At 42.9% G+C, this 19,914-nt stretch carries 20 protein-coding genes and 1 riboswitch; of the genes, 2 read left to right on the top strand and 18 right to left on the bottom strand.

Annotated features, from left to right (window positions below):
- Positions 1 to 8: 8 nt before the first annotated feature.
- Together WA279_RS03420 and WA279_RS03415 are read right to left on the bottom strand one after the other, a co-directional pair.
- Positions 9 to 1,499, bottom strand: a complete 1,491-nt coding sequence (locus WA279_RS03420) for a RecQ family ATP-dependent DNA helicase (protein ID WP_336154273.1) — start codon at positions 1,497 to 1,499, stop codon at positions 9 to 11.
- Complete coding sequence (locus tag WA279_RS03415) at positions 1,492 to 2,550, bottom strand: helix-turn-helix domain-containing protein (RefSeq protein WP_336154411.1); 1,059 nt, start codon at positions 2,548 to 2,550, stop codon at positions 1,492 to 1,494. The genes WA279_RS03420 and WA279_RS03415 overlap by 8 nt, the downstream gene beginning before the upstream one ends.
- A 265-nt stretch (positions 2,551 to 2,815) precedes the next feature.
- On the opposite strand from WA279_RS03415, the gene WA279_RS03410 reads away from it, so the two are divergent.
- Positions 2,816 to 3,064 carry a ferredoxin gene (locus WA279_RS03410; RefSeq protein WP_003225461.1) on the top strand — a complete coding sequence of 83 codons (249 nt, stop codon included), beginning with the start codon at positions 2,816 to 2,818 and terminating at the stop codon, positions 3,062 to 3,064.
- Between the two features lie 39 nt (positions 3,065 to 3,103).
- Here WA279_RS03410 and fmnP read toward each other — a convergent pair whose 3' ends face one another.
- Positions 3,104 to 3,676, bottom strand: a complete 573-nt coding sequence (gene fmnP / locus WA279_RS03405) for a riboflavin transporter FmnP (protein ID WP_004399159.1) — start codon at positions 3,674 to 3,676, stop codon at positions 3,104 to 3,106.
- A 153-nt stretch (positions 3,677 to 3,829) separates the two neighbouring features.
- A riboswitch (FMN riboswitch) is annotated at positions 3,830 to 3,964 on the bottom strand.
- Between the two features lie 208 nt (positions 3,965 to 4,172).
- On the opposite strand from fmnP, the gene serA reads away from it, so the two are divergent.
- A complete protein-coding gene (serA, locus tag WA279_RS03400) occupies positions 4,173 to 5,750 on the top strand; it encodes a phosphoglycerate dehydrogenase (RefSeq protein WP_004398713.1) in 1,578 nt (525 codons plus the stop codon).
- Positions 5,751 to 5,795: 45 nt separating this feature from the next.
- Here serA and aroD read toward each other — a convergent pair whose 3' ends face one another.
- The 15 genes from aroD to scpA all read right to left on the bottom strand — a co-directional run bounded on the left by aroD (position 5,796) and on the right by scpA (position 19,676).
- Complete coding sequence (aroD, locus tag WA279_RS03395) at positions 5,796 to 6,563, bottom strand: type I 3-dehydroquinate dehydratase (protein WP_336154272.1); 768 nt, start codon at positions 6,561 to 6,563, stop codon at positions 5,796 to 5,798.
- A 111-nt stretch (positions 6,564 to 6,674) separates the two neighbouring features.
- On the bottom strand, positions 6,675 to 7,781 hold the full coding sequence (rsiX, locus tag WA279_RS03390) for an anti-sigma-X factor RsiX (protein ID WP_336154271.1): 1,107 nt from the start codon (positions 7,779 to 7,781) through the stop codon (positions 6,675 to 6,677).
- Complete coding sequence (sigX, locus tag WA279_RS03385; protein ID WP_003230521.1) at positions 7,717 to 8,301, bottom strand: RNA polymerase sigma factor SigX; 585 nt, start codon at positions 8,299 to 8,301, stop codon at positions 7,717 to 7,719. Before sigX ends, rsiX begins: the two co-directional genes overlap by 65 nt.
- 203 nt (positions 8,302 to 8,504) lie before the next feature.
- Positions 8,505 to 10,274: a sensor histidine kinase ResE gene (resE, locus tag WA279_RS03380; RefSeq protein ID WP_336154270.1), complete on the bottom strand. Its 1,770-nt coding sequence runs from the start codon at positions 10,272 to 10,274 to the stop codon at positions 8,505 to 8,507.
- Positions 10,271 to 10,993, bottom strand: a complete 723-nt coding sequence (gene resD / locus WA279_RS03375; RefSeq protein WP_003246107.1) for a DNA-binding response regulator ResD — start codon at positions 10,991 to 10,993, stop codon at positions 10,271 to 10,273. Before resD ends, resE begins: the two co-directional genes overlap by 4 nt.
- Before the next feature lie 80 nt (positions 10,994 to 11,073).
- Positions 11,074 to 12,249 carry a cytochrome c biogenesis protein ResC gene (gene resC / locus WA279_RS03370; RefSeq protein WP_336154267.1) on the bottom strand — a complete coding sequence of 392 codons (1,176 nt, stop codon included), beginning with the start codon at positions 12,247 to 12,249 and terminating at the stop codon, positions 11,074 to 11,076.
- 19 nt (positions 12,250 to 12,268) lie between these two features.
- Positions 12,269 to 13,897 carry a cytochrome c biogenesis protein ResB gene (resB, locus tag WA279_RS03365; protein ID WP_336154266.1) on the bottom strand — a complete coding sequence of 543 codons (1,629 nt, stop codon included), beginning with the start codon at positions 13,895 to 13,897 and terminating at the stop codon, positions 12,269 to 12,271.
- Complete coding sequence (gene resA / locus WA279_RS03360) at positions 13,894 to 14,433, bottom strand: thiol-disulfide oxidoreductase ResA (protein WP_003230513.1); 540 nt, start codon at positions 14,431 to 14,433, stop codon at positions 13,894 to 13,896. Before resA ends, resB begins: the two co-directional genes overlap by 4 nt.
- A 94-nt stretch (positions 14,434 to 14,527) precedes the next feature.
- Positions 14,528 to 15,262, bottom strand: a complete 735-nt coding sequence (gene rluB, locus WA279_RS03355) for a 23S rRNA pseudouridine(2605) synthase RluB (RefSeq protein WP_004398815.1) — start codon at positions 15,260 to 15,262, stop codon at positions 14,528 to 14,530.
- Positions 15,263 to 15,353: 91 nt separating this feature from the next.
- Positions 15,354 to 15,890 carry a spore maturation protein SpmB gene (spmB, locus tag WA279_RS03350; RefSeq protein ID WP_003223896.1) on the bottom strand — a complete coding sequence of 179 codons (537 nt, stop codon included), beginning with the start codon at positions 15,888 to 15,890 and terminating at the stop codon, positions 15,354 to 15,356.
- 4 nt (positions 15,891 to 15,894) lie between these two features.
- Positions 15,895 to 16,485 (bottom strand): spore maturation protein SpmA, encoded by a 591-nt coding sequence (gene spmA, locus WA279_RS03345; RefSeq protein WP_004398980.1) that lies wholly within the window; start codon positions 16,483 to 16,485, stop codon positions 15,895 to 15,897.
- The gene (gene dacB, locus WA279_RS03340) at positions 16,473 to 17,621 is read right to left on the bottom strand and encodes a D-alanyl-D-alanine carboxypeptidase DacB (protein WP_336154263.1); all 1,149 of its coding nucleotides are present in this window, start codon (positions 17,619 to 17,621) and stop codon (positions 16,473 to 16,475) included. The genes spmA and dacB overlap by 13 nt, the downstream gene beginning before the upstream one ends.
- A 122-nt stretch (positions 17,622 to 17,743) precedes the next feature.
- Positions 17,744 to 18,283, bottom strand: coding sequence for a YpuI family protein (locus WA279_RS03335; protein ID WP_014477219.1), 540 nt, complete (start codon positions 18,281 to 18,283; stop codon positions 17,744 to 17,746).
- Between the two features lie 54 nt (positions 18,284 to 18,337).
- Positions 18,338 to 18,931, bottom strand: a complete 594-nt coding sequence (scpB, locus tag WA279_RS03330; RefSeq protein ID WP_014480158.1) for an SMC-Scp complex subunit ScpB — start codon at positions 18,929 to 18,931, stop codon at positions 18,338 to 18,340.
- On the bottom strand, positions 18,921 to 19,676 hold the full coding sequence (gene scpA / locus WA279_RS03325; protein ID WP_014477220.1) for a segregation/condensation protein A: 756 nt from the start codon (positions 19,674 to 19,676) through the stop codon (positions 18,921 to 18,923). The genes scpB and scpA overlap by 11 nt, the downstream gene beginning before the upstream one ends.
- Positions 19,677 to 19,914 lie beyond the last annotated feature (238 nt).

Here is a 19,914-nt window from a genome sequence, read left to right as displayed (position 1 = left end):
TTGCTGTTTCAGTTCAGCTCACCTACAGTCTGCAAGCTGAATATCCGGTTCAATTCCGAACTCCAGCTGTCTAATGGCGCCATTTTACTCCGTTCCCCTTTTTGTTCATACAAGGATAAATCAAAACCGCAATGTGAACAGCACGGGAGATTTCCGTCATCAGGCTCGTATGATTCATCAAAGTAGGTTAACAGTGCCTGCCTTAAACAGCCGTCACGCTGAAGCAAAAATGATACACGGTGCATTTTTTCCAGCTTCAGCTCCATGCGATATGAAATTTCTTTCTTCATCAGTTCAACTGATGTTTTTCCCTGCATAAAGAGATGAATCATCATACGGGCCTGTGTCTCTCCGACGCCATACTGAAGTAATACGTCACGCAGCCTTCTCTCATCCCGCTCCTCCGTCTTCTCCAGCACACGGATTACGTCGGCGATTTCTTCAGTTGTGACACTCTCCATCTGGATAATCTGTTCCTGCAATTCAAAATCCCCTGGCGCCCGCAGCAAAATGCTGACACTCGGCTTTCCATCGCGGCCCGCTCTGCCGATTTCCTGCATAAAAGCTTCTGCCGTCTGCGGGAGGTGAAAATGAATCACATATCTGATATCGGGTTTATCGACACCCATTCCAAACGCATTCGTACAACATATCACATCAAGCTGGTTATGAATAAACTGCTGCTGAATTAAAATCCTGTCCCCTGACTCCAAACCGCCATGGTAAAAGTCGGCTCTGCTGCTCGTTTTGCTTTTAATTTCACCCGCTAATTCCTCAGCCCATTTCCGTGTCGGACAATAAACAATTCCCGGGCCTTGCAGGTTTTCAACCAGCTGAATGACCCTATCTATTTTTTCGGCAGTGTCCGCCGCATTTTCAACCCTCAGTGCGATGTTTGGGCGGTTGACTGAGTTGAGATGGCGTACAGCATGCTGCAGCTCCAGCAGGTTCATGACATCTTGCAGCGTTTCCTTTGTAGCCGTGGCGGTCAATGCCAGAACGGGCGGGTGACCAAGTTTTTTTCTCAGCTGTCCGAGCTTTGAATAATCAGGCCTGAAGTCGTGTCCCCATTCAGAAATACAATGCGCTTCGTCAATAACAAATAGGCTGATCGGAACGCTTTTCAATTTTTCCAATACATAAGGAGACTGTAAAGCTTCAGGAGACAAGTACAAAAATTTATATCGATGAATATGTTCTAAAACAAATTGTCTTTCCTGCCTGTTAAGCATGCTGTTCAAAGCTGCAGCACGCTTTTCCCCCCGGGCTTTCAGCTGCTGCACCTGATCCTCCATTAAAGAAAGCAGCGGAGAAACGATTAATACCATGCCGTCAAGCATATAACCAGGCAGCTGGTAGCAAAGCGTTTTCCCTCCACCAGTCGGGAGCATTGCAATGGTATCCTTCCCGCTGAGTATGCTTTCAATAATGTCCTGCTGCCCTTTTTTAAAGGAAGTAAAACCAAAAAACTGATATAACGTTTGCTGTAATTTAGTCATATTGCTGCACCTGCTTTGTCAATGCCAGTCTGATTTGAAAGTAGCTGAACCGCTGTTCCAGCCCGTCGCGAATTTGTTTGATTTTATTCGTCCGCATCCGTTTAGCAAACTCTGCGATTTGGAGCTGGTCTTCTGCTGATACATAATCATTAATCATAAACGCAGGCTCATGGAGAGAAATCTCGACAATGTGGTCTTCAATCGTCGCTGTTTTCAGCTTTCTGATTTCAGCAATTCGCTGTATCGGAAACCCTTGTTTGACCATCTGCCATGTTTTCCTCGTCGACTCTGTCAGGGCATTATCTAAATGCACATCAGAAAGGAGATCCTTTAACAAAGCATCTTCACACTCCGGAAGAGAATGAATAAAATAATGTACCGAAGCCCAAAACATGATATAGACATACCATTCATCTTCTTTCAGCGTATCAGCAAGCTGCCTGCTCGTATAACCGATCCGATGGTGCGAGGTTAAGGAGTAGACAAAAATTTGCGCTGCTTTGTTTTCAATCTTTTTCAAATGCGCCTCAAGCATGGCAAAAAGGCTTTTTGCCATCTCTATATGATCCGTATGCCGGGACAGGTATTTCTTTACCCAGTGAAGTGTCTTATGATCCTTTGTGACAGGGATATACTGCCTGCTCCCTTGCTGTTTATGGGATAGGACCTGCACAAGCAGCGAAAGCCTTTTCCAAAGCACGCCGGCAGCCTGCTGATAATGAGCGCCGTGACAATAAACGGGCCACGGCCGCTCGCTAAGGGAATGTCTCAAAACTGCTGCGCCGCTGGCTGTCACTTTGTATGTATCTGTTTCAGACATTGGCGCGAGATATGAATGCTTTTCAAGCTTGTCAAGCGACGCAGAAATATCGCTTCTCGAACATTTTGCCGCCATTCCAAAGTATTTTGCAGTCTGAAATAAGCCGGCATCTTGAATGATTTGTGACGATCTCTTGCCTTTGAATAGGTGAAAAACAGCGCTTCCCGACCGTTCCCCGTTTATTTTGCAAAGACAATCGAGAACCATAATATCGAAGTAATTTAATGACAACCTATCCACCTACATTCTTCCTGACAAAAATCGTTGATTTGCTCTTTTTATTTTAACAGATTTCAAACAGAAATCGACGTTTAAAGTCATCGTTAAGGGGGATGTTATGTAGATAACCCCTTATGTGATAAGCATTCTCAATCATTTTTCTGTTGAAATGTAGCAGCAACATCATTACAATAAGTAAGAGGAATAGGTGTTAAATTGATTAAATATAAAGATTGATCCATTTGTTCCACCAAGAACAATCTGGGAGGTTTTATTCATGGCAAAGTACACAATCGTAGACAAAGATACATGTATTGCATGCGGCGCTTGCGGAGCTGCTGCACCAGACATTTACGATTACGATGATGAAGGCATCGCGTTCGTAACGCTTGATGAAAACAAAGGTGTTGTCGAAGTTCCTGAGGTACTGGAAGAAGATATGATTGACGCATTTGAAGGATGCCCTACTGATTCCATCAAAGTGGCGGATGAGCCATTTGAAGGCGATCCGCTTAAATTTGAATAGAAGTAACTAAAAAAAGCTCCCGAACGGGAGCTTTTTTATTTAATGGATATGTGCACTTCGCTGCTGCTCAATCCATGGCTTAAGCTTGATAAAAATTAGTGAGAATACAACCGTAATTACAATACCTTTTATCATGTTAAACGGCAGGATACCTGCGACGACTGCTGTTTTTAGCGCGCTGTCGGATAATGCCGGTGAATGTAAAAACCACGTGTATGCCGGAAGAATCAGAACATAATTTAAAATACTCATTAAAATGGTCATCGCTGCAGTTCCCAAAAGCAGGCTGACAGCCAAGCCCTTTGCTGAGTTGAGTTTTTTAAATAAGAAAGCAGTCGGTAATATAAAGAGTGTTCCTGCAATAAAATTCGCAACTTGCCCTACAGGAACTCCGGCCATGCTTCCCTGAATGATATACTGAAGAACATTTTTTATCGCTTCTACGGCAATACCCGCCAAAGGTCCGTAAATCAGAATGGCAATAATAGCGGGAACGTCGCTAAAATCGATTTTTAAATAATCCGGAAGACCCGGAAACGGGAAATTTAACAGCATCAAAACAAATGCAATGCTGCTCAGCATGCTGACCACAACTAATTTTTTTACTTTCACTTCATTCTCTCCTTTTCGATCACATCTTACTCGAAAACGGAAAGGTTCTTTTCCAGCCAATAAAAAAACCGCTTCATATATAAAAGCGGGGTTTCGAAAATTAGGCTAGGTAAAGAAACGTTTGAAAAATTCAATTTCAAAACGCTTATGAACCTCCATCTTCTCCCATCCAGACTGTACTGTCGGCTCCGGAATCTCACCGAATCCTGCTGTAAAGACAGCTCGCGGGCTTAGAGCCATTGGCTCATCACCGCCGGTAGGGAATTTCACCCTGCCCCGAAGATTGATCATATGAAATTTAATTACATTATAAACGATAACTGGTTGGCTGTATAGAGAATTGCTTCAAATTATATATATTACCTGCAAGCTGTCAAATCATTGATTTATTAGGCTTTACTTTTATCCTTTACTGCGTCAATACACGTTGACACTCTTTTAAGAATATGTTAAATTATCAGATATTTAGTTTGTCAATTTAGGAGGAAATCTAACGATGTTTCGAGTATTGGTCTCAGACAAAATGAGCAACGACGGTTTACAGCCACTTATTGAATCAGACTTTATTGAAATCGTTCAAAAAAACGTAGCAGATGCAGAAGATGAATTACATACTTTTGATGCTCTTTTGGTGCGAAGTGCGACAAAAGTAACAGAAGACCTTTTCAACAAAATGACTTCTTTAAAAATTGTCGGAAGAGCCGGTGTCGGTGTCGATAATATCGATATTGATGAGGCTACGAAACACGGGGTAATCGTGATCAATGCTCCGAACGGCAACACCATTTCGACAGCTGAGCATACATTTGCAATGATCTCTTCTTTAATGAGACACATTCCGCAGGCTAATATCTCAGTGAAATCCAGAGAGTGGAACCGCACAGCTTACGTCGGTTCAGAGCTCTATGGAAAAACGCTTGGTATTGTAGGATTAGGCCGAATCGGAAGTGAAATTGCACAGCGTGCGAGAGCGTTCGGTATGACAGTGCACGTTTTTGATCCTTTCCTAACGGAAGAAAGAGCGAAAAAAATCGGCGTAAACAGCCGTACATTTGAAGAAGTGCTTGAAAGTGCGGATATCATTACCGTTCACACGCCTTTAACAAAAGAAACAAAAGGCTTATTGAATAAAGAAACGATTGCAAAAACGAAAAAAGGCGTTCGCTTAATTAACTGTGCGCGAGGCGGAATTATCGATGAAGCAGCACTTCTCGAAGCTTTGGAAAACGGGCATGTTGCGGGAGCGGCTCTTGACGTTTTCGAAGTTGAACCGCCAGTTGACAACAAACTTGTTGATCATCCATTAGTCATTGCCACTCCTCACTTAGGAGCATCAACGAAAGAAGCACAGCTCAATGTCGCCGCCCAAGTGTCAGAAGAAGTTCTGCAGTTCGCAAAAGGCCTGCCTGTCATGTCAGCTATCAACCTGCCTGCCATGACAAAAGATGAATTTGCTAAAATTAAGCCCTACCATCAAATTGCAGGAAAAATTGGCAGCCTTGTATCACAGTGCATGAAAGAACCAGTACAGGATGTTGCCATTCAATATGAAGGCACAATTGCTAAACTTGAAACATCGTTCATTACAAAAGCCCTTCTGTCAGGCTTTTTAAAACCGCGCGTTGACTCTACAGTTAACGAGGTCAATGCCGGGGGTGTCGCAAAAGAACGCGGCATCAGCTTCAGTGAAAAAATTTCCTCTTCTGAATCTGGATACGATAACTGCATCAGCGTAAAAGTGACAGGAGACCGCAGCACCTTTACAGTAACGGCTACGTATATACCTCATTTCGGAGAACGAATTGTCGAGATCAATGGATTTAATATTGATTTTTATCCGACAGGTCACTTGGTGTATATCCAGCATCAAGATACAACAGGTGTCATCGGCCGAGTAGGACGTATTCTCGGAGATAATGATATTAACATTGCAACTATGCAGGTTGGCCGTAAGGAAAAAGGCGGAGAAGCCATCATGATGCTTTCCTTTGACAGACATCTGGAAGATAAAATTGTGAAAGAACTAACAAATGTCCCTGATATTGTGTCCGTGAAGCTCATTGATCTGCCATAATCCAAAAAAAAACTCAAGCTATAAAGCTTGAGTTTTTTTATTGTTCTATCCTCGTGTGTTTTTATGCAAAATGTCTAAGACACTCCTTAGCTCAGAAACAGGTATTTGACCTGGTGCGGACGCCTCTTCTCCAGCTCCAAAAGTACAAGCCGATCCAAAAATCTCACCGCTCAGCCTGCTGATGAGCCCTGTTGCAGCCATTGACATTGTAATAATGGGGCGGTCTGCATATTTTGTTTTCATTGTATACGTCGCATCAAGCAGCGTTAGGAGATCTCCAGTACCATTCGGCATGACAGCCATTTTGGGAATATGTGCCCCTAAATCCTGCATTTTCCGAAGTCTTGAAAGAATCTCATCTTTCGAAGGTGTTTTTTCAAAGTCGTGATTTGACATCACCACATAGACGTTGTTTTCTTCCGCCAGCAATACTAACGCCTTTACATTTGCATCTCCTGAAAATAATTCGATATCTATCAGATCGATGTCTTTTGTTTGGATTGCCGATTCCAGCAAAGCAAGATAGGAGCTTTCGTCCATCTCCATGCTCCCGCCCTCTTTGTGGGTTCTGAATGTAAATAGAATTAGCTTGTCTTCTAAAGATTTACGAAGCTTAGAAATGAGCTTTGTGACCGCTTCTCTGTCATTAGCTTTTTCAAATACGTCGACTCTCCATTCAACAATGTCCGGATTCAGTAATTTTACTGCCTCTGCTTCATTCAGAATTTGTTTTTCCGTCTTTCCCATCAGCGGAACGATGATTTTCGGCATTCCTTCCCCGATGGAAACTCCTTTAATTGTTAACACGTTCACTCATCTCAAATCCTTTCAATCGTTACCTTGTTTTATTATACACGTACAACTTTTTTTTGAAAATTTCTATTATATGAATAGCAACTAAAAAAGAGCCTCAAAGGGCCCATTTTAGTTTAAGAAAATCGGATTTGGAGCAGCCGGTACCGGAATTGCATCTGATACGTCATATTTGCCGATTTTGTTTGTTCTGGTTTCGGTAAAGGTCACTTCTGTGAAGCCAAACTCTTTTGCGGTTAAAAGAAGTCCCTCAATCATTAAAATACTGGCAATAGAATCCTCAACTTCTGAGTCCTTTGAGAAACGGATATATAAGTGCTTCTGTTTCTTCGTTACAGATTGGACAGTACCCGCTTGAATAAGCGGTGTTGTATCTTTTTGACTGCTCGATTCCATTTCATTAATCGCTTCTTTTACTGTATCAAAAGAATTATTTGACGGAACGAGAAAGTCTTGTCCTTGTTTATTTTGGTACAAGTAGTAGGATCGTTTTGACTGTTTGGGAATCGAAATTTCCGTAAAAGTGCCATATGAGCCAATCCGAACCCCAGTCTCATTTTGATCCGATAAAAATTTGACTTTTTCATAAGGACTCCATTTTAAGGATTCTTTAAGCAATTTTTTTAACAGTGTATCATCTTTTACAGAAAATGCCGTAGCTGGCTGATGGACTCGTATACTTAATTCCTTCTGCTTTGGTTTTTCTTTTATTTCTACTTCATCTACGAAGGATGGAATTGTAATGGCATGATCAAGGATGCCCAATTCACTACTTTCAAACAGCATATCCTGGATCGTTTGGTCTGCATTTGTTTTTTGAATGCTGACGGGTATGATTGCGGATGTATCGGCATCAGCAACTGCTACAGTGATGTAATTGTCTTGTTCCTTTTTAGTTACAACAAACGATGTCTGATCCAGGGATGATGCAGCTTTTGGGCTGTCTTCTGTCTCAGTTTTCGTTACTGCGTTCTCTTGGGACGCTTCTTTTTGTTGAGGCTGTGCCTGATCAAAGAAATGAGGAGAAATAATGAAGGCGATATAAACCGCAATTGCAGCGGCACACGCGGGGCCAATCCACCTGACAGCGGGCTTATTTTTACGCTTTGCCATCGTCAGCCGCTTATAAATATCCTGAGGCGAACGATGGTCTTTAACTGCCGGAAGTTGACTTAACAACTCCTTTATCTGTTCTTCGTTCCATTCTGACTTCATCATCCATTAGCTCCTCCCTCAAAAGCTCCATATGTTTCCGAAGTACTTTGAGCCCTCTGTGTTGGGTCGTTTTTACTTTGCTTTCCGAGAAGCGCAGAGCCTTGGCTGTTTCCTGTATTGAATATCCCTGAATAAACCGCAAGATAATCACAGCTCTTTGATCGATTGTACATTGATCAAGCGCAGCATAAATTTCCCGGACATTTTCATGTTGAACCGCAAGTTCGTCCGGCAGCAATTGCTGATCCCTGACATCCTGTGTATCCCAGTCAAATGTACCGAGTATACGCTGTCTGATTGTTTGCTGTTTACGAAACCAGTCTATCGCAACATGGCGTGCGATAGACAAAAGCCATGTTTTTTCACTGCTTCTTCCTTCAAACGTATGATAAGAATTTAATACCCGGATATAAACCTCTTGAAGAAGGTCTTCTGTCTGGTTTTTATCCTTTACCATATAAAATAAAAATTGGTACAAATCTTGATGATATGTATCATATAATAATTGAAAGGTTTCTTCCATTTGAAACCCCTCCGTTCACTTTTTTGTCGTATGAATAGCTTGAAAAGTTACATTACAACTATATTACGAGTAACTGGAATTTGGAAGGGAATTTATATTAACATATCCTTAAATTTTATTAATGTTGGCTATTAAAAAAACACCCGCTCAGTCAGCGGGTGTTTCTTATGGAACAAGATTCTTCGGCAAATTCAGACTCGATTTTACCGTTTTGTCGGAATATAAAAAGTAAATGTTGTTCCTTTATCTATTCGGCTGTGCACAGTAATTGATCCGTTGTGGGCTTCCACGATATTTTTAACGATAGCCAGCCCTAACCCGGTTCCTGCTCTGCCCCTTGTCCGCGCTTTATCTGCCTTATAAAACCGCTCAAAGATAAATGGCAGATCTTCTTCCGGTATGCCGGACCCGGAGTCTTTGATATCAATTTTCAATCCATCCTTCACAGAATGGACTAAAATGGAGACACTGCCGCCGGATGAAGTATGCCGCAGCGCGTTATCGATCAAATTGGTAAATACCTGCTCCATCTTGTCTTCATCAAACATAAATTCCTCTTCTGTAAGGGAAATGTCATGATGTAAAGCAATATTTTTTTCTTTCGCAACACCGGAAAACTTCCGAATGATCTTTTCTAAAAACTCATTCACATTGATTTTTTCATAATGTAAGCCTGTATGGCCTGATTCCATTCGGGCTAAATCAAGCAAATCATTAACTAAACGGCCCATTCGAAGCGATTCGTCATAAATGATTTGGGCAATTTCTTTCCGGTCTTCTTCAGAGCTTGCAATGTCATCGACAATTGCTTCACTGTATCCCTGAAGCATGGAGATCGGTGTTCTCAGCTCATGACTGACATTTGCGATAAAGTCCTCCCGCAGCTTATCAAGGCGGCGTTCTTCTGTCATGTCACGCAGTACGGCAACCGCTCCTCTAACGTGCGATTCCGCATAAAGCGGCGACATCAAAAGCACCCATGATCTGCCTTGCAGCGTCATCTCAATCATTTGTTCTTTTTCAGTGCTGACAGCGTTTTGAAACAGCTCTTTTGCTTCAGGCGGAAGGTTGTCGCCTTCTTTGATATTCATGTTCTGTTCATAATACCAAGCCTGAAGAAAACGTTCAGCCGGCGGGTTGGTCACAAGAATCGTACCGTCAATATTAATGGTAATAACCCCGTCAGCCATACTGCTCAAAATGTTAGAAAGCTGCTCTTTTTCTTGATTGAGCGCATTGATATGAAAGTTAAGCTGCCGGCCCATTTGATTAAAAGCGGTCGCCAGTTCCCCGATTTCATCCTGAGTTAAAATCGGGATTTTTGTATCGAACTTGCCCTTCGCCAAATCCTGCGCGCCTTCTCTCATTTTTCGGAGAGGGTACGTGACCCTGCTTGATAAAAAGAATGCGAAAAATGTGGTCAGCACAATCGCAATTCCAGCGGCAAGAAAAATATAGCGGGTCGTATGTTTTGTTGTATCTTTAACGGCAAGCAAAGACTGGGATAAAAAGACCATGCCTTTCTTTCCGTCTTTTTCATACGGGACACCTACAATCAGGCGTTCATTATCCGTGTCTGTATCGCTCAGTCCCGTCCGTTTGCTTACTTTTTTATGGTCTTGGAGAGCTTTATTTAAGTCTTTGTCATGCTGTATTTGCTCAACCGTAATAGACGACAGGCGATTTTTATCGTTCGGAGAATACCAGTGGTTCTTCTCATCCTGGATGATGGCAATGCTTGTTAAGTTATCAGCGAGCTCCCAAGTGATTGACCTTGCCAGTGCCTGGTCCTCGTGATTTTCTAGGATGACAGCAACTTTATTCGCAAGCTGTGTTAAATCATTCTCAGCTTCTTCCACATGGTAGTTTTCAATAAACTCCAGCAAAAGAACCGTTAAAATGAACAATACGATCAAGACGAGTGAAAGGATCGTAAACCACAGCTTGCCTACTACGCTTTTCCAAAATTTCATTCAGCGCCGACCTCAAATTTATAACCTACACCCCATACGGTGACAATTTTTTTCGCAGCTTCCGGAGATACCTTGTTCAGCTTCTCTCTCAAGCGTTTGACGTGAGTGTCCACTGTCCGTAAATCACCAAAAAACTCATATTGCCACACTTCTTTCAGAAGCTTTTCCCGATCATACACCTTGTCAGGCGTTTTCGCTAAGAAATATAGAAGCTCATACTCTTTTGGCGTTAGGCTCACTTCTGTTCCATCAGCTGTTACGCGGTGAGCATCATGGTCTATGGACAGATGTGAAAACACGAGCACATTTTTCGTCGGTGTATTGGCATTGAAATAAGAGGTTTGGGATGCTCTTCTCAAAAGGGCCTTTACACGAAGCACGACTTCTCGCGGGCTGAACGGCTTAACAATATAATCATCTGTTCCCGCTTCAAACCCCTGCACCCGGTTTGCTTCTTCTCCTTTTGCGGTCAGCATGATAATGGGTGTCGCTTTTTTTTCACGAATTTGCCGGCACACTTCAATTCCATCAGTCCCCGGCATCATCAGATCAAGCAAAATTAAGTCATAATTGGCTTCAAGCCCTTTGGCAATGGCTTCATCACCATTTTCAGCTTCATCTATAGCATAATTTTCACGTTCAAGATACATTCTTAAAAGGCGGCGAATTCTGGCTTCGTCATCTACTACTAATATTTTTGTTTCGTTCGTTTGGTCCATGTTTTCCCCCTGCTTTCCTTCTGTTACTTTCATTTTATCAAATCGTGAGAAAGTTTGAGAACTGTGTCGCTTTCAAAGGACTATGCATAAGAATGAAGTCCGGCAAGCACAAGATTTACGAATATTAAATTAAACATAATAATAGCAAAACCGATTACGGCCAGCCATGCTGACTTCTCACCGTGCCAGCCTCTTGACAGTCTTAAATGCAAGTAAGCGGCATAGAACAAAAATGTGATCAGCGCCCATACTTCCTTAGGGTCCCAGCCCCAAAATCTGGTCCACGCGAGCTGAGCCCAAATCATTGCAAAGATCAGCGCGCCGAGTGTAAAGATCGGAAATCCGATTGATACGGCCCTGTACCCAACCTCATCCACCAGATCAAGATTGACGTTTTTCACCAGCGGATGTAATAGAGCGCTGATTCTTTTTCTGATGATCAGACGGAGAGCCCCATACAACACAAGACCTGCTCCAAATGACCAAATGACAGTGTTCACTTTTCTGCCTGAGAAAAGCGCGGGAAGATCAACAAACGGTTCCATTCTTCCTTCGGTCAAAAGCTCTCCCTGATGCGGACCGACAAGCGCGGGCATTTCGTACACCATCACGCTTTTTTCTTTACTTTTGTCCACCCAGTTAAACTCCGCTTCATAGCCTGCAAGACGAAATGCTGATGTGATTGCAATAAAGGCGACGGTTGTGACCAGAATAAACATAATCGCTTCAAGCCAGAAGGTATCTTTGCTTGGCTTTGTCTGGTCTACATGCTTCAAAAGAAAGATGACACCAGCGACAAAGCTGATGGCAAGTATAGCTTGCCCAAGCGCGGCCGTTGTTACATGAATATACAGCCAGTTGCTTTGGAGCGAAGGAATTAAAGGCGAGATATCTGTCGGAAACATGCTGGCGTAGGCAATCAGCAATAAAGCAATTGACAGCGTAAACAGGCCTAATGAAGGCAATCTATAGAGAAAATAAAGAATGATAAACGCCAAAACAAGCATCATGCCAAAAGCGGTGGTGAATTCAAACATATTGCTGACCGGCGCATGGCCGCTGGCAGCCCACCTTGTGATGAAATATCCAAGGTGGCAGAAAAAACCGACAATAGAAAGGGTGATTCCAATGTTGGCCCATCGGTTTGGCTTGCCCTTTTTATCTTTATTCCCGCGTATGGCCCCGCCGAAAATTGGGACAGCGATTAAATACACAAGAAAGGCCGCATAAAGAAAATTTCCGCTCAGCTCTGCCATGACATCACTCCCTTTTCGCCTATTTCTGTGTTTTGATTAATTCTTTTTGGTCCACCGGTTCAGTCAGTCCGGAATCAGCCAATATAAATGCTAAATCCTTCTTCAGGCCAAACCAGTTTTTATTGGTATGCCCCGCTACCATAACTGCACCGTCCTGTGAGTGCAGCCAAATTCTTCGATGCTGCCAGTACATACCTTGAATGACACCGATCATAAAAATGGCTCCGCCGACAGCAAGCACCCAGAGTGTAAGGTCCTTTCTGACTGTAAGTCCAGTAATGTTTTTCGTTTCGACATGGTCAAATTTCAGCTTGTATTTATTATTGCCTGATCCTTCGATGGTTTCTTGGATGGCGACAAAGCTCTTTTCGCCTTTCGGTTTGTCCGGCGTTATAATATTAAAGACAAAAGCCGGATTGTTAGGGATCTTTGTTTTTGTGCTCGGCTCTCCGTCCTGATTAAAATAGAAGTCAGGCAGGTAGCTGGCGATTTCCACCTTGTAACCGTTGCCAAGATCATAGACCGAATCTGGATCCAGAAGGTTGATCTTCAGGCTCCCAAAGGATTTTTTTGTTTTTTTATCAATCAGCTGGAACACCATTTGGTCAAGCTGATTCTCTTTATAATCCACCTGGTAAACGGAAAAAGAATCAAAACGCAGCGGCTGATTGACACGGATGTCTTCTTCTGTTACTTTTTTCAGCTTCGGCTTCTCGCCATAAACAATTTTTCCTTCTCTCTTGTAGAGTACGGCATCGGTTTGAAAGTTCTTTGCCACTCTACCGTCCCCGACTCTGTCAATGGCATCTGCAAATACCTTTTTTTCCGTTTTGCTGTTATAGGTCTCTACGCTGAATTGATTGTTTTTCAAATAATATTTTCCGTCTGTACCCGGAATTGCTGCGGTTTCGCCTTCTCTGACCCAAAGCGTCTCATCAACGTACATGCCAGGCACAAATCTCAGCATCGCACCAACCAGAAAGATGATCAATCCAATGTGGTTGACATACGGGCCCCAGCGGGAAAAGCGTCCTTTTTCAGCAAGAATGCTGCCCTCTTTTTCTCTGATTCTATAATGTTTTTTCTTTAATAGAGCAACTATCTTTTCTTTCGATTCCCCGTTCAGTACAGTAACCGTTTCACTGAACAAGCGCTGCCTTCTTAAAAAAGCCGGGCTCCTTCTGACGCCTTGGTTTTTTAACGCTCTATACAACGGAATGACCCGATCAAGGCTGCAAATCACAAGTGAAATGCCGATCGAGGCAATGAGCAGCAAATACCACCAAGAACCATATAAATGATGAAACCCGAGCAAATAATAAAGCTGGCCAAACGTGCCGTACTGCTCCTTGTAATAAGTATCAGCCTGTGCGCCCGGAGGCAGATAGGCTTCCTGGGGAAAAATGGTGCCGAACGCTGATGCGGCAAGGGTTATGACGATAAGCCATATTCCCACCTTAACCGAGGAAAAGAAATTCCAAATTTTATCGATGATCGTTTTCTTATAGGTTTGCGAACGTCTTGCGCTTCCGTCATATCTCATATCAGCGAGCGGAGGTTGAGTTTCCTGAAGAGCTCTTCCGCACGATTCGCATAAAACGGTTCCGACCGGGTTTATATGTCCGCATTCACATTTGACTTGCTTCATCCCGAAGTCTCTCCGGGTTTTATGAGATTCATATAATCATGTATCATGCTTTCTGTCATAGTGCCGGTCACCACCTTGACAACTTTTCCTTCCGGATTGATCAAAAAGGTTGTCGGAAGCGGAGATACGTCATAGGCATCAAGCACTTGGCGATCTGTATCCAGAACAACCGGGAAATTGACTCCGTAGGATTTCATAAAATTATGTACTGCTATCTTTGACTCACCAACATTTACAGCGACAATTTCAACACCTTGGCTTTTAAAATGCTTATATTGGTTTGCCATATAAGGAAACTCTTTTTTGCACGGTTCACACCATGTACCCCAGAAATTCAAAAAAACACCTTTCCCTTTTAAGTCACTGAGCTCGATACGTTTCCCATTCGTATCCTCAAGGACAAAATTCGGTGCGTCGGACCCTTCGGATATACTCTCTTTGCCGGCAAATACAGCATTGTAAATGGTATAGCCGAGTGCGCAGATTAAAACGAGAAGGATGCCGGTCCGAATGAATAAACGCCTTTTTTTCTTCATTGTCCACTGCCCCCTTCCCCCTATTGCAGATCCATTCAATTATATCATTGCACGTTCATTTCACATTTCTTACTTTTTGAAGGTTATGTGAAATTTAGAAAGCGTTTTTACCGTGATCCGCCAGTGCTCTGAGCCTTTTTACTTCGTGAGGCGTAAGCTCTCTGGCATCGCCCGTGTGCAGGCCTCGCAGGTTTAAAAACGCGTATTCCTCACGCTTCAGCTTGATTACCTCATGTCCGATCGCTTCAAACATGCGGCGCACCTGTCTGTTGCGTCCCTCATGGATCGTCAGCTGAATAATGCTTGTCTGCTTTTTCTTATCCAAGGACAGCAGCTTCGCTTTAGCAGGCGCTGTTTTGCCTTCTTCCAGCCTAATTCCGCGCTCCAGCTTTCTGAGCAGCTCTTTAGGCGGGATTCCTTTCACCTTCGCCACGTATGTTTTGTCTATTTCATACTTAGGGTGCATTAGCTTATTGGCAAATTCGCCGTCATTGGTTAAAAGCAAAAGACCGCTCGTGTCATAGTCCAGACGCCCAATCGGATAAATGCGCTGCGGAATATTTTTAAAAAAGTCCGTCACCACTTTGCGACCTTTATCATCTTGCGCTGCGGAAATAACGCCTCTTGGTTTATATAAGAGAAAGTAAACCGGCTCTTCGCGTTCAACCTTTAACCCGTTTACCTCAATCTGATCAGAACCGGTGACCTTAACACCTAGCTCTGTTACTACTTTGCCATTCACCTTTACTTTTCCTTCTTTAATCAGCTCTTCTGCCTTTCTGCGCGACGCAACTCCGGCATGAGCAATCACTTTTTGCAGTCTTTCCATGTCTTTCACCTCAAGTATTATCTTACTTTTTTCAACCTTAACAAACAAGCTTTTTCAAATTCCGATGCCAAATCTAAAAAAAACGCCGTTTTCAGGCGCTCCCAAATAATAACGTAACGATGATGATAGATGCAACTACGCCGATTAAATCTGCAAGAAGTCCCACCTTTAATGCATCACCCATTTTTTTAATGCCGACTGCTCCGAAATACACAGTCAGTACGTAAAGCGTTGTATCTGTAGATCCCTGCATGACGGAAGCCAGCCTGCCGATAAAGGAATCGGGCCCGTATACTGCAATTAAATCGGTCGTCATTCCGAGTGCGGCCGTACCGGAGATCGGGCGGATCAGAGCAAGCGGCACTACTTCAGCAGGGATGCCGATAGCGGAGAAAACCGGTTTTAAAAGATCCATTATAAAATCAAGCGCGCCTGATGATCTGAAAACAGTTATAGCGACAAGCATTCCGACTAAATAGGGGATAATGGAAAAGGCAATTTCTATCCCCTCTTTCCCGCCTTCGACAAACGATTCATATGTTGGAACCTTTTTGATCGTTCCATAAAGAAGAATTCCGGCAATAATGATTGGAATCATGGCTAAAGACAGCCAGTTGATGATTTCCATCCGCTCACCTTCCCTTCTTTTTGCGGCGGTAATAAAAATACCGATCAATGATAATGGCACCGATTCCGGAAATAAGCGTTGCCAAAATGCTTGGCCCGACGATATCTGTCGGCGTTTTGGAGGAATAAGCCATTCGGACAGCGATCACCGTTGTCGGGATGAGTGTGATGCAGGACGTATTAACAGCTAAAAAAGTGATCATTGACCGGCTTGCTTCCGATCGGTTTCCATTCAGCTTTTTCATTTGTTCCATTGCTTTAATGCCAAGCGGAGTTGCTGCATTTCCGAGGCCGAAGAAATTCGCCATAAGATTAGATAAAATATAGCCCATCGCCGGGTGATCCGGCGGTATATCAGGGAACAGTTTAGATATAAAAGGCCTGCACATCCGGCTGAAAATATCCAAAAGCCCTGACTGCTCGGCGATTTTCATTAAGCCAAGCCAGAAAACAAGCACGCTCATTAATCCAAATGAAATCGTAATCGCTTCTTTCGCACCCTTAAACACGGCTTCATTTACATCTTGCAGAGTTCCGTTGCACATCGCAAAAACGAGTCCGATCACGGTTAAACTGACCCAAATTATATTGACCATTTTGCTCCGCCTGCCGCATTCAGAAAGATTGATTTAAACGTTTCAAAAAATTGTTTCTTCGGTTTTTGATGCCGCCCATTTTCATAATAGATCGGCACTTTTGCGATGGTTGCATCGTTGAACATGATCTCCATGTGCCCTACGATGTCAGGGATTTTCGAGGCATCTTTTTCCCATGCTTTTTTCGGCTTGAGCAGTGTGGTATTAATTTTCACATCTTCTTTTTCCTCTTCAGTCAGCAAATAGGTGATATCACGTTTGATAAAAGCCTTCGATTCATAAAATGTGCCTTTCAGCTTTGGAATATCCCCTTTTTTTGCAATTAAATAGGTTTGATAATGCTCAAACACATAGTTAAACATCTTCATATGGTCATCCCAATCATTAGGGTCATTAATGGTGACGGCTATCAGGTCAATGCCGTCCTTTGAAGCCGTAGAGACCAGTGTCCGTTTTGCAAGTTTTGTATAGCCTGTTTTTCCTCCTGTGCTGTACGGATATAGCATGGTCAGCAGTTTATTTTTGTTTTTCCATACGCTTTCCATCGTTTCCGCTTTGTATATTTTTGTGCCTGAAATCTTTTGATAGTCTTTCAGCTTCATAGCATACTTAGTTAAAATGGCCATGTCATAGGCTGTTGAATAATGATTTTCATGGTCGTCCAATCCGTGCGGGTTTTGAAAACGGGTGTTTTTCATACCAAGCTGCTCGGCTTTTTGATTCATCATATAAACAAACCCATCGAGGCTCCCACCGACATGCTCAGCAATCGCGACAGCGGCGTCGTTTCCTGATCTTAGCATCAGGCCATACACAAGATCTTTTAGCTTCACTTTTTGACCTTCTGTTAAATAAATGGCGGAGCCTTCTGTTCTGACAGCATTTGCCGAAACCGTCACCGTTTGATCCATTTTGCCGGATTCGATGGCGAGGACGGCGGTCATAATTTTTGTGATGCTCGCGATCCGCCTTTTTTGATGCTCATCCTTGGCATATAACACTCTGCCTGACGCACCGTCAATAATGATCGCGCTTTTTGCACTGACATCTATAGCAGCATGTGCTGTATTCACATTTACGGTTGCAATAAGAAAAGAAATCATGATCACGAATACTGCTTTTTTGAAAATGCGCATGTTTGCTCACGTCCTTGTGGTGGTTTGTACAAGTTTATGCGCATGTCCATCAGTTATGAATAACAATTATATTTCTGAAAGCAAACATAAAAAAACTCTCCCTGAAAAAGGGAGAGTAAACGTTATCTGATTGGCGCCATGCTTGATCCGGACGCTTCGTAATGAGCCAGCTCTTCCCTCATCTTCAGAAAGGCCGCGCTCAACGGCAATAATAATTGCTCAAGCGACGCAGGAACAGCATGATAAAACTCAATTGCGCTGACCCCGGTATAAGACGCCCGGCTATTTTCACACCACGTGTCTTTTTTCGGCATAAAGAACTCTTCAATGCATTGGTGATACACATTATAAAGTGTTTTTTCCGCTCTGGCTTCCTGAAAAGGCTCCTGCATCAGGAGACGGCGGCACGCTTCTGCGCCTCCTTCACAAAATACTGCCATTCTTCTCAGAGTGCTCAGCACATCACAGCAGTATCCTTTTTCAATAGGCAATTCAGCCTGTAAGGACTCAAGCGTCGTTTGATTTAGGTAATCGTTCACGGTATTGACAACCATTGATAAGAATTCGCCTGTTTTTTGAGTCTGCGCTCGCACAATCGAATGTCCCATTTCGTTTGGTATCTTCCCCTCATGTCTTTGTCTCTCACATTTTGCTTCTTTCATGATAGCTTCTTCCTTATATCTTATGATGATGAAAAAGCGCGATTCATTAAACTTCTATTTTATATCTTCGAAGGTTTGGTTAAAGTTTTCAAAAAATAAATCTGCTTCTTCTTGAAGAACGTCTTCTTCCGCATTTTCAGGCAGCGGCGGAAGCTCGTCCAGCGTTTTCAGACCGAATTGTTCAAGAAAAGTCGGCGTAGTACCGTATAAAATGGCCCGCCCCGGACCATCGGCACGCCCTACTTCACACAATAGCGCCTTCGCGACAAGACTGTGTAAAATCCGCTCTGATTTTACTCCTCTGATTTCTTCAATTTCTGCTCTCGTAATTGGCTGTTTGTATGAAACAATGGCCAGTACTTCTAAAGATGCTTGAGAAAGGCCCTTTGACGGCACTTCAATCAGTTTTTTCAAGTAAGGCGCAAAGTCTTTTTTGGTAGAGAGCATGTACGTATCTGCATACTCAATAAGTTCAATCCCTCGTGTATCTTCGCGGTATTCGTCCGCCACATCCGCCATGATCGTGTTCAGTTCAGGCTCTTCGATTTCAAGCACTGTTAACAGCTGCTTTTTTGTAAGCCCTTCATCGCCTGCCGCATAAAGAAGGGCTTCCACAATAGCTTTCCAATTCACGATATCAAGCCCCATGAATGGATTCACTCCCCGTAATGTAAATATCTGAAAAATTGTGCTCCTGTTCAATGAGGACCAGCTGATTTTTCATCAGCTCGAGAACAGCTAGAAAGGTCACTACTAAATGTTCTTTTTGCTCATATGGAAACAGATCCATAAAGTTGATTCTCGTACCTCTAGATTTCAAGCTGTGCACGATTTCGTTCATTCTGGCTTCGATTGGTATGTCCTGTCTTGTAATTGTTGTTTCCATCGGCCTGTTTATTTTTTTGCGTTTCAGCACTTTTTGAAAAGCTCCGATCATATCATAGACCGTGACAGAGAGCTTTTGCTCAGACTGTTTTACTTCTTTTGCATATTCACTCAAATCACTCGGCGGTTTCGTGAACGATTTTTGTCTTTCTTCTTCCCGTTCTTTTAAATCCTTCGCCGCATCTTTATATTTTCGATACTCAATCAACTTTTCAATCAGTTCCTCCCGCGGATCTTCTTCTTCAAGTAATTCATCTTCAAAAAGCTCCTCCTCTTGCTTCGGGAGCAGCATTCTGCTTTTAATGCTGAGCAGCGTGGCAGCCATAACCAAATACTCGCTGGCCATATCGAGCTCAAGCACACGCATCGTATGTACATATAATAAATATTGTTCAGTGATCTTCGCCACAGGTATATCATATATGTCAATTTCAAGACGATTGATTAAATGAAGCAGCAGGTCCAATGGGCCCTCAAACGTATCAATTTTCACTTGATATTCTTCCATCATCTCACCATTTTCAAGTATCACTCTCATTGCCGGAAAAACTGGCTACCCTATAGTATAAGCCACCAAAAAGCTCTCGTCCAATACTATTTCATTTCCTGTTTTGAACAAGTTTGTACAGAATATTCAAAACACGAGAGGTGTTTGCTCGGAGCGCAGAAGCGGGAGAAAAAGCCTTAGCTTCTGCTTTTCCTTTCTAAGAAGTAATAGAGGCCGAGCGTTCTTTTTTCCTTTTATC

Source organism: Bacillus sp. 204(2023) (assembly GCF_037027505.1).
In the GTDB taxonomy this organism is placed as follows: Bacteria; Bacillota; Bacilli; order Bacillales; family Bacillaceae; genus Bacillus; species Bacillus subtilis.
The sequence above is the reverse complement of the archived record's forward strand: the minus strand, read 5'-3'. Positions and strand labels throughout refer to the sequence as shown.

Bases quoted from the DNA above. Each gene is read 5' to 3' on its own strand.
- WA279_RS03335 (WP_014477219.1), bottom strand. From the start codon at position 18,283: ATGAAAGAAGCAAAATGTGAGAGACAAAGACATGAGGGGAAGATACCA.
- spmA (WP_004398980.1), bottom strand. From the start codon at position 16,485: ATGGTCAATATAATTTGGGTCAGTTTAACCGTGATCGGACTCGTTTTT.
- scpB (WP_014480158.1), bottom strand. From the start codon at position 18,931: ATGGGGCTTGATATCGTGAATTGGAAAGCTATTGTGGAAGCCCTTCTT.
- WA279_RS03420 (WP_336154273.1), bottom strand. From the start codon at position 1,499: ATGACTAAATTACAGCAAACGTTATATCAGTTTTTTGGTTTTACTTCC.
- rsiX (WP_336154271.1), bottom strand. From the start codon at position 7,781: ATGATGAAGTCAGAATGGAACGAAGAACAGATAAAGGAGTTGTTAAGT.
- serA (WP_004398713.1), top strand. From the start codon at position 4,173: ATGTTTCGAGTATTGGTCTCAGACAAAATGAGCAACGACGGTTTACAG.
- resB (WP_336154266.1), bottom strand. From the start codon at position 13,897: ATGAAGCAAGTCAAATGTGAATGCGGACATATAAACCCGGTCGGAACC.
- resC (WP_336154267.1), bottom strand. From the start codon at position 12,249: ATGGCAGAGCTGAGCGGAAATTTTCTTTATGCGGCCTTTCTTGTGTAT.
- sigX (WP_003230521.1), bottom strand. From the start codon at position 8,301: ATGGAAGAAACCTTTCAATTATTATATGATACATATCATCAAGATTTG.
- rluB (WP_004398815.1), bottom strand. From the start codon at position 15,262: ATGGAAAGACTGCAAAAAGTGATTGCTCATGCCGGAGTTGCGTCGCGC.
- dacB (WP_336154263.1), bottom strand. From the start codon at position 17,621: ATGCGCATTTTCAAAAAAGCAGTATTCGTGATCATGATTTCTTTTCTT.
- WA279_RS03410 (WP_003225461.1), top strand. From the start codon at position 2,816: ATGGCAAAGTACACAATCGTAGACAAAGATACATGTATTGCATGCGGC.
- scpA (WP_014477220.1), bottom strand. From the start codon at position 19,676: ATGGAAGAATATCAAGTGAAAATTGATACGTTTGAGGGCCCATTGGAC.
- resD (WP_003246107.1), bottom strand. From the start codon at position 10,993: ATGGACCAAACGAACGAAACAAAAATATTAGTAGTAGATGACGAAGCC.
- resA (WP_003230513.1), bottom strand. From the start codon at position 14,433: ATGAAGAAAAAAAGGCGTTTATTCATTCGGACCGGCATCCTTCTCGTT.
- spmB (WP_003223896.1), bottom strand. From the start codon at position 15,890: ATGGAAATCATCAACTGGCTGTCTTTAGCCATGATTCCAATCATTATT.
- resE (WP_336154270.1), bottom strand. From the start codon at position 10,274: ATGAAATTTTGGAAAAGCGTAGTAGGCAAGCTGTGGTTTACGATCCTT.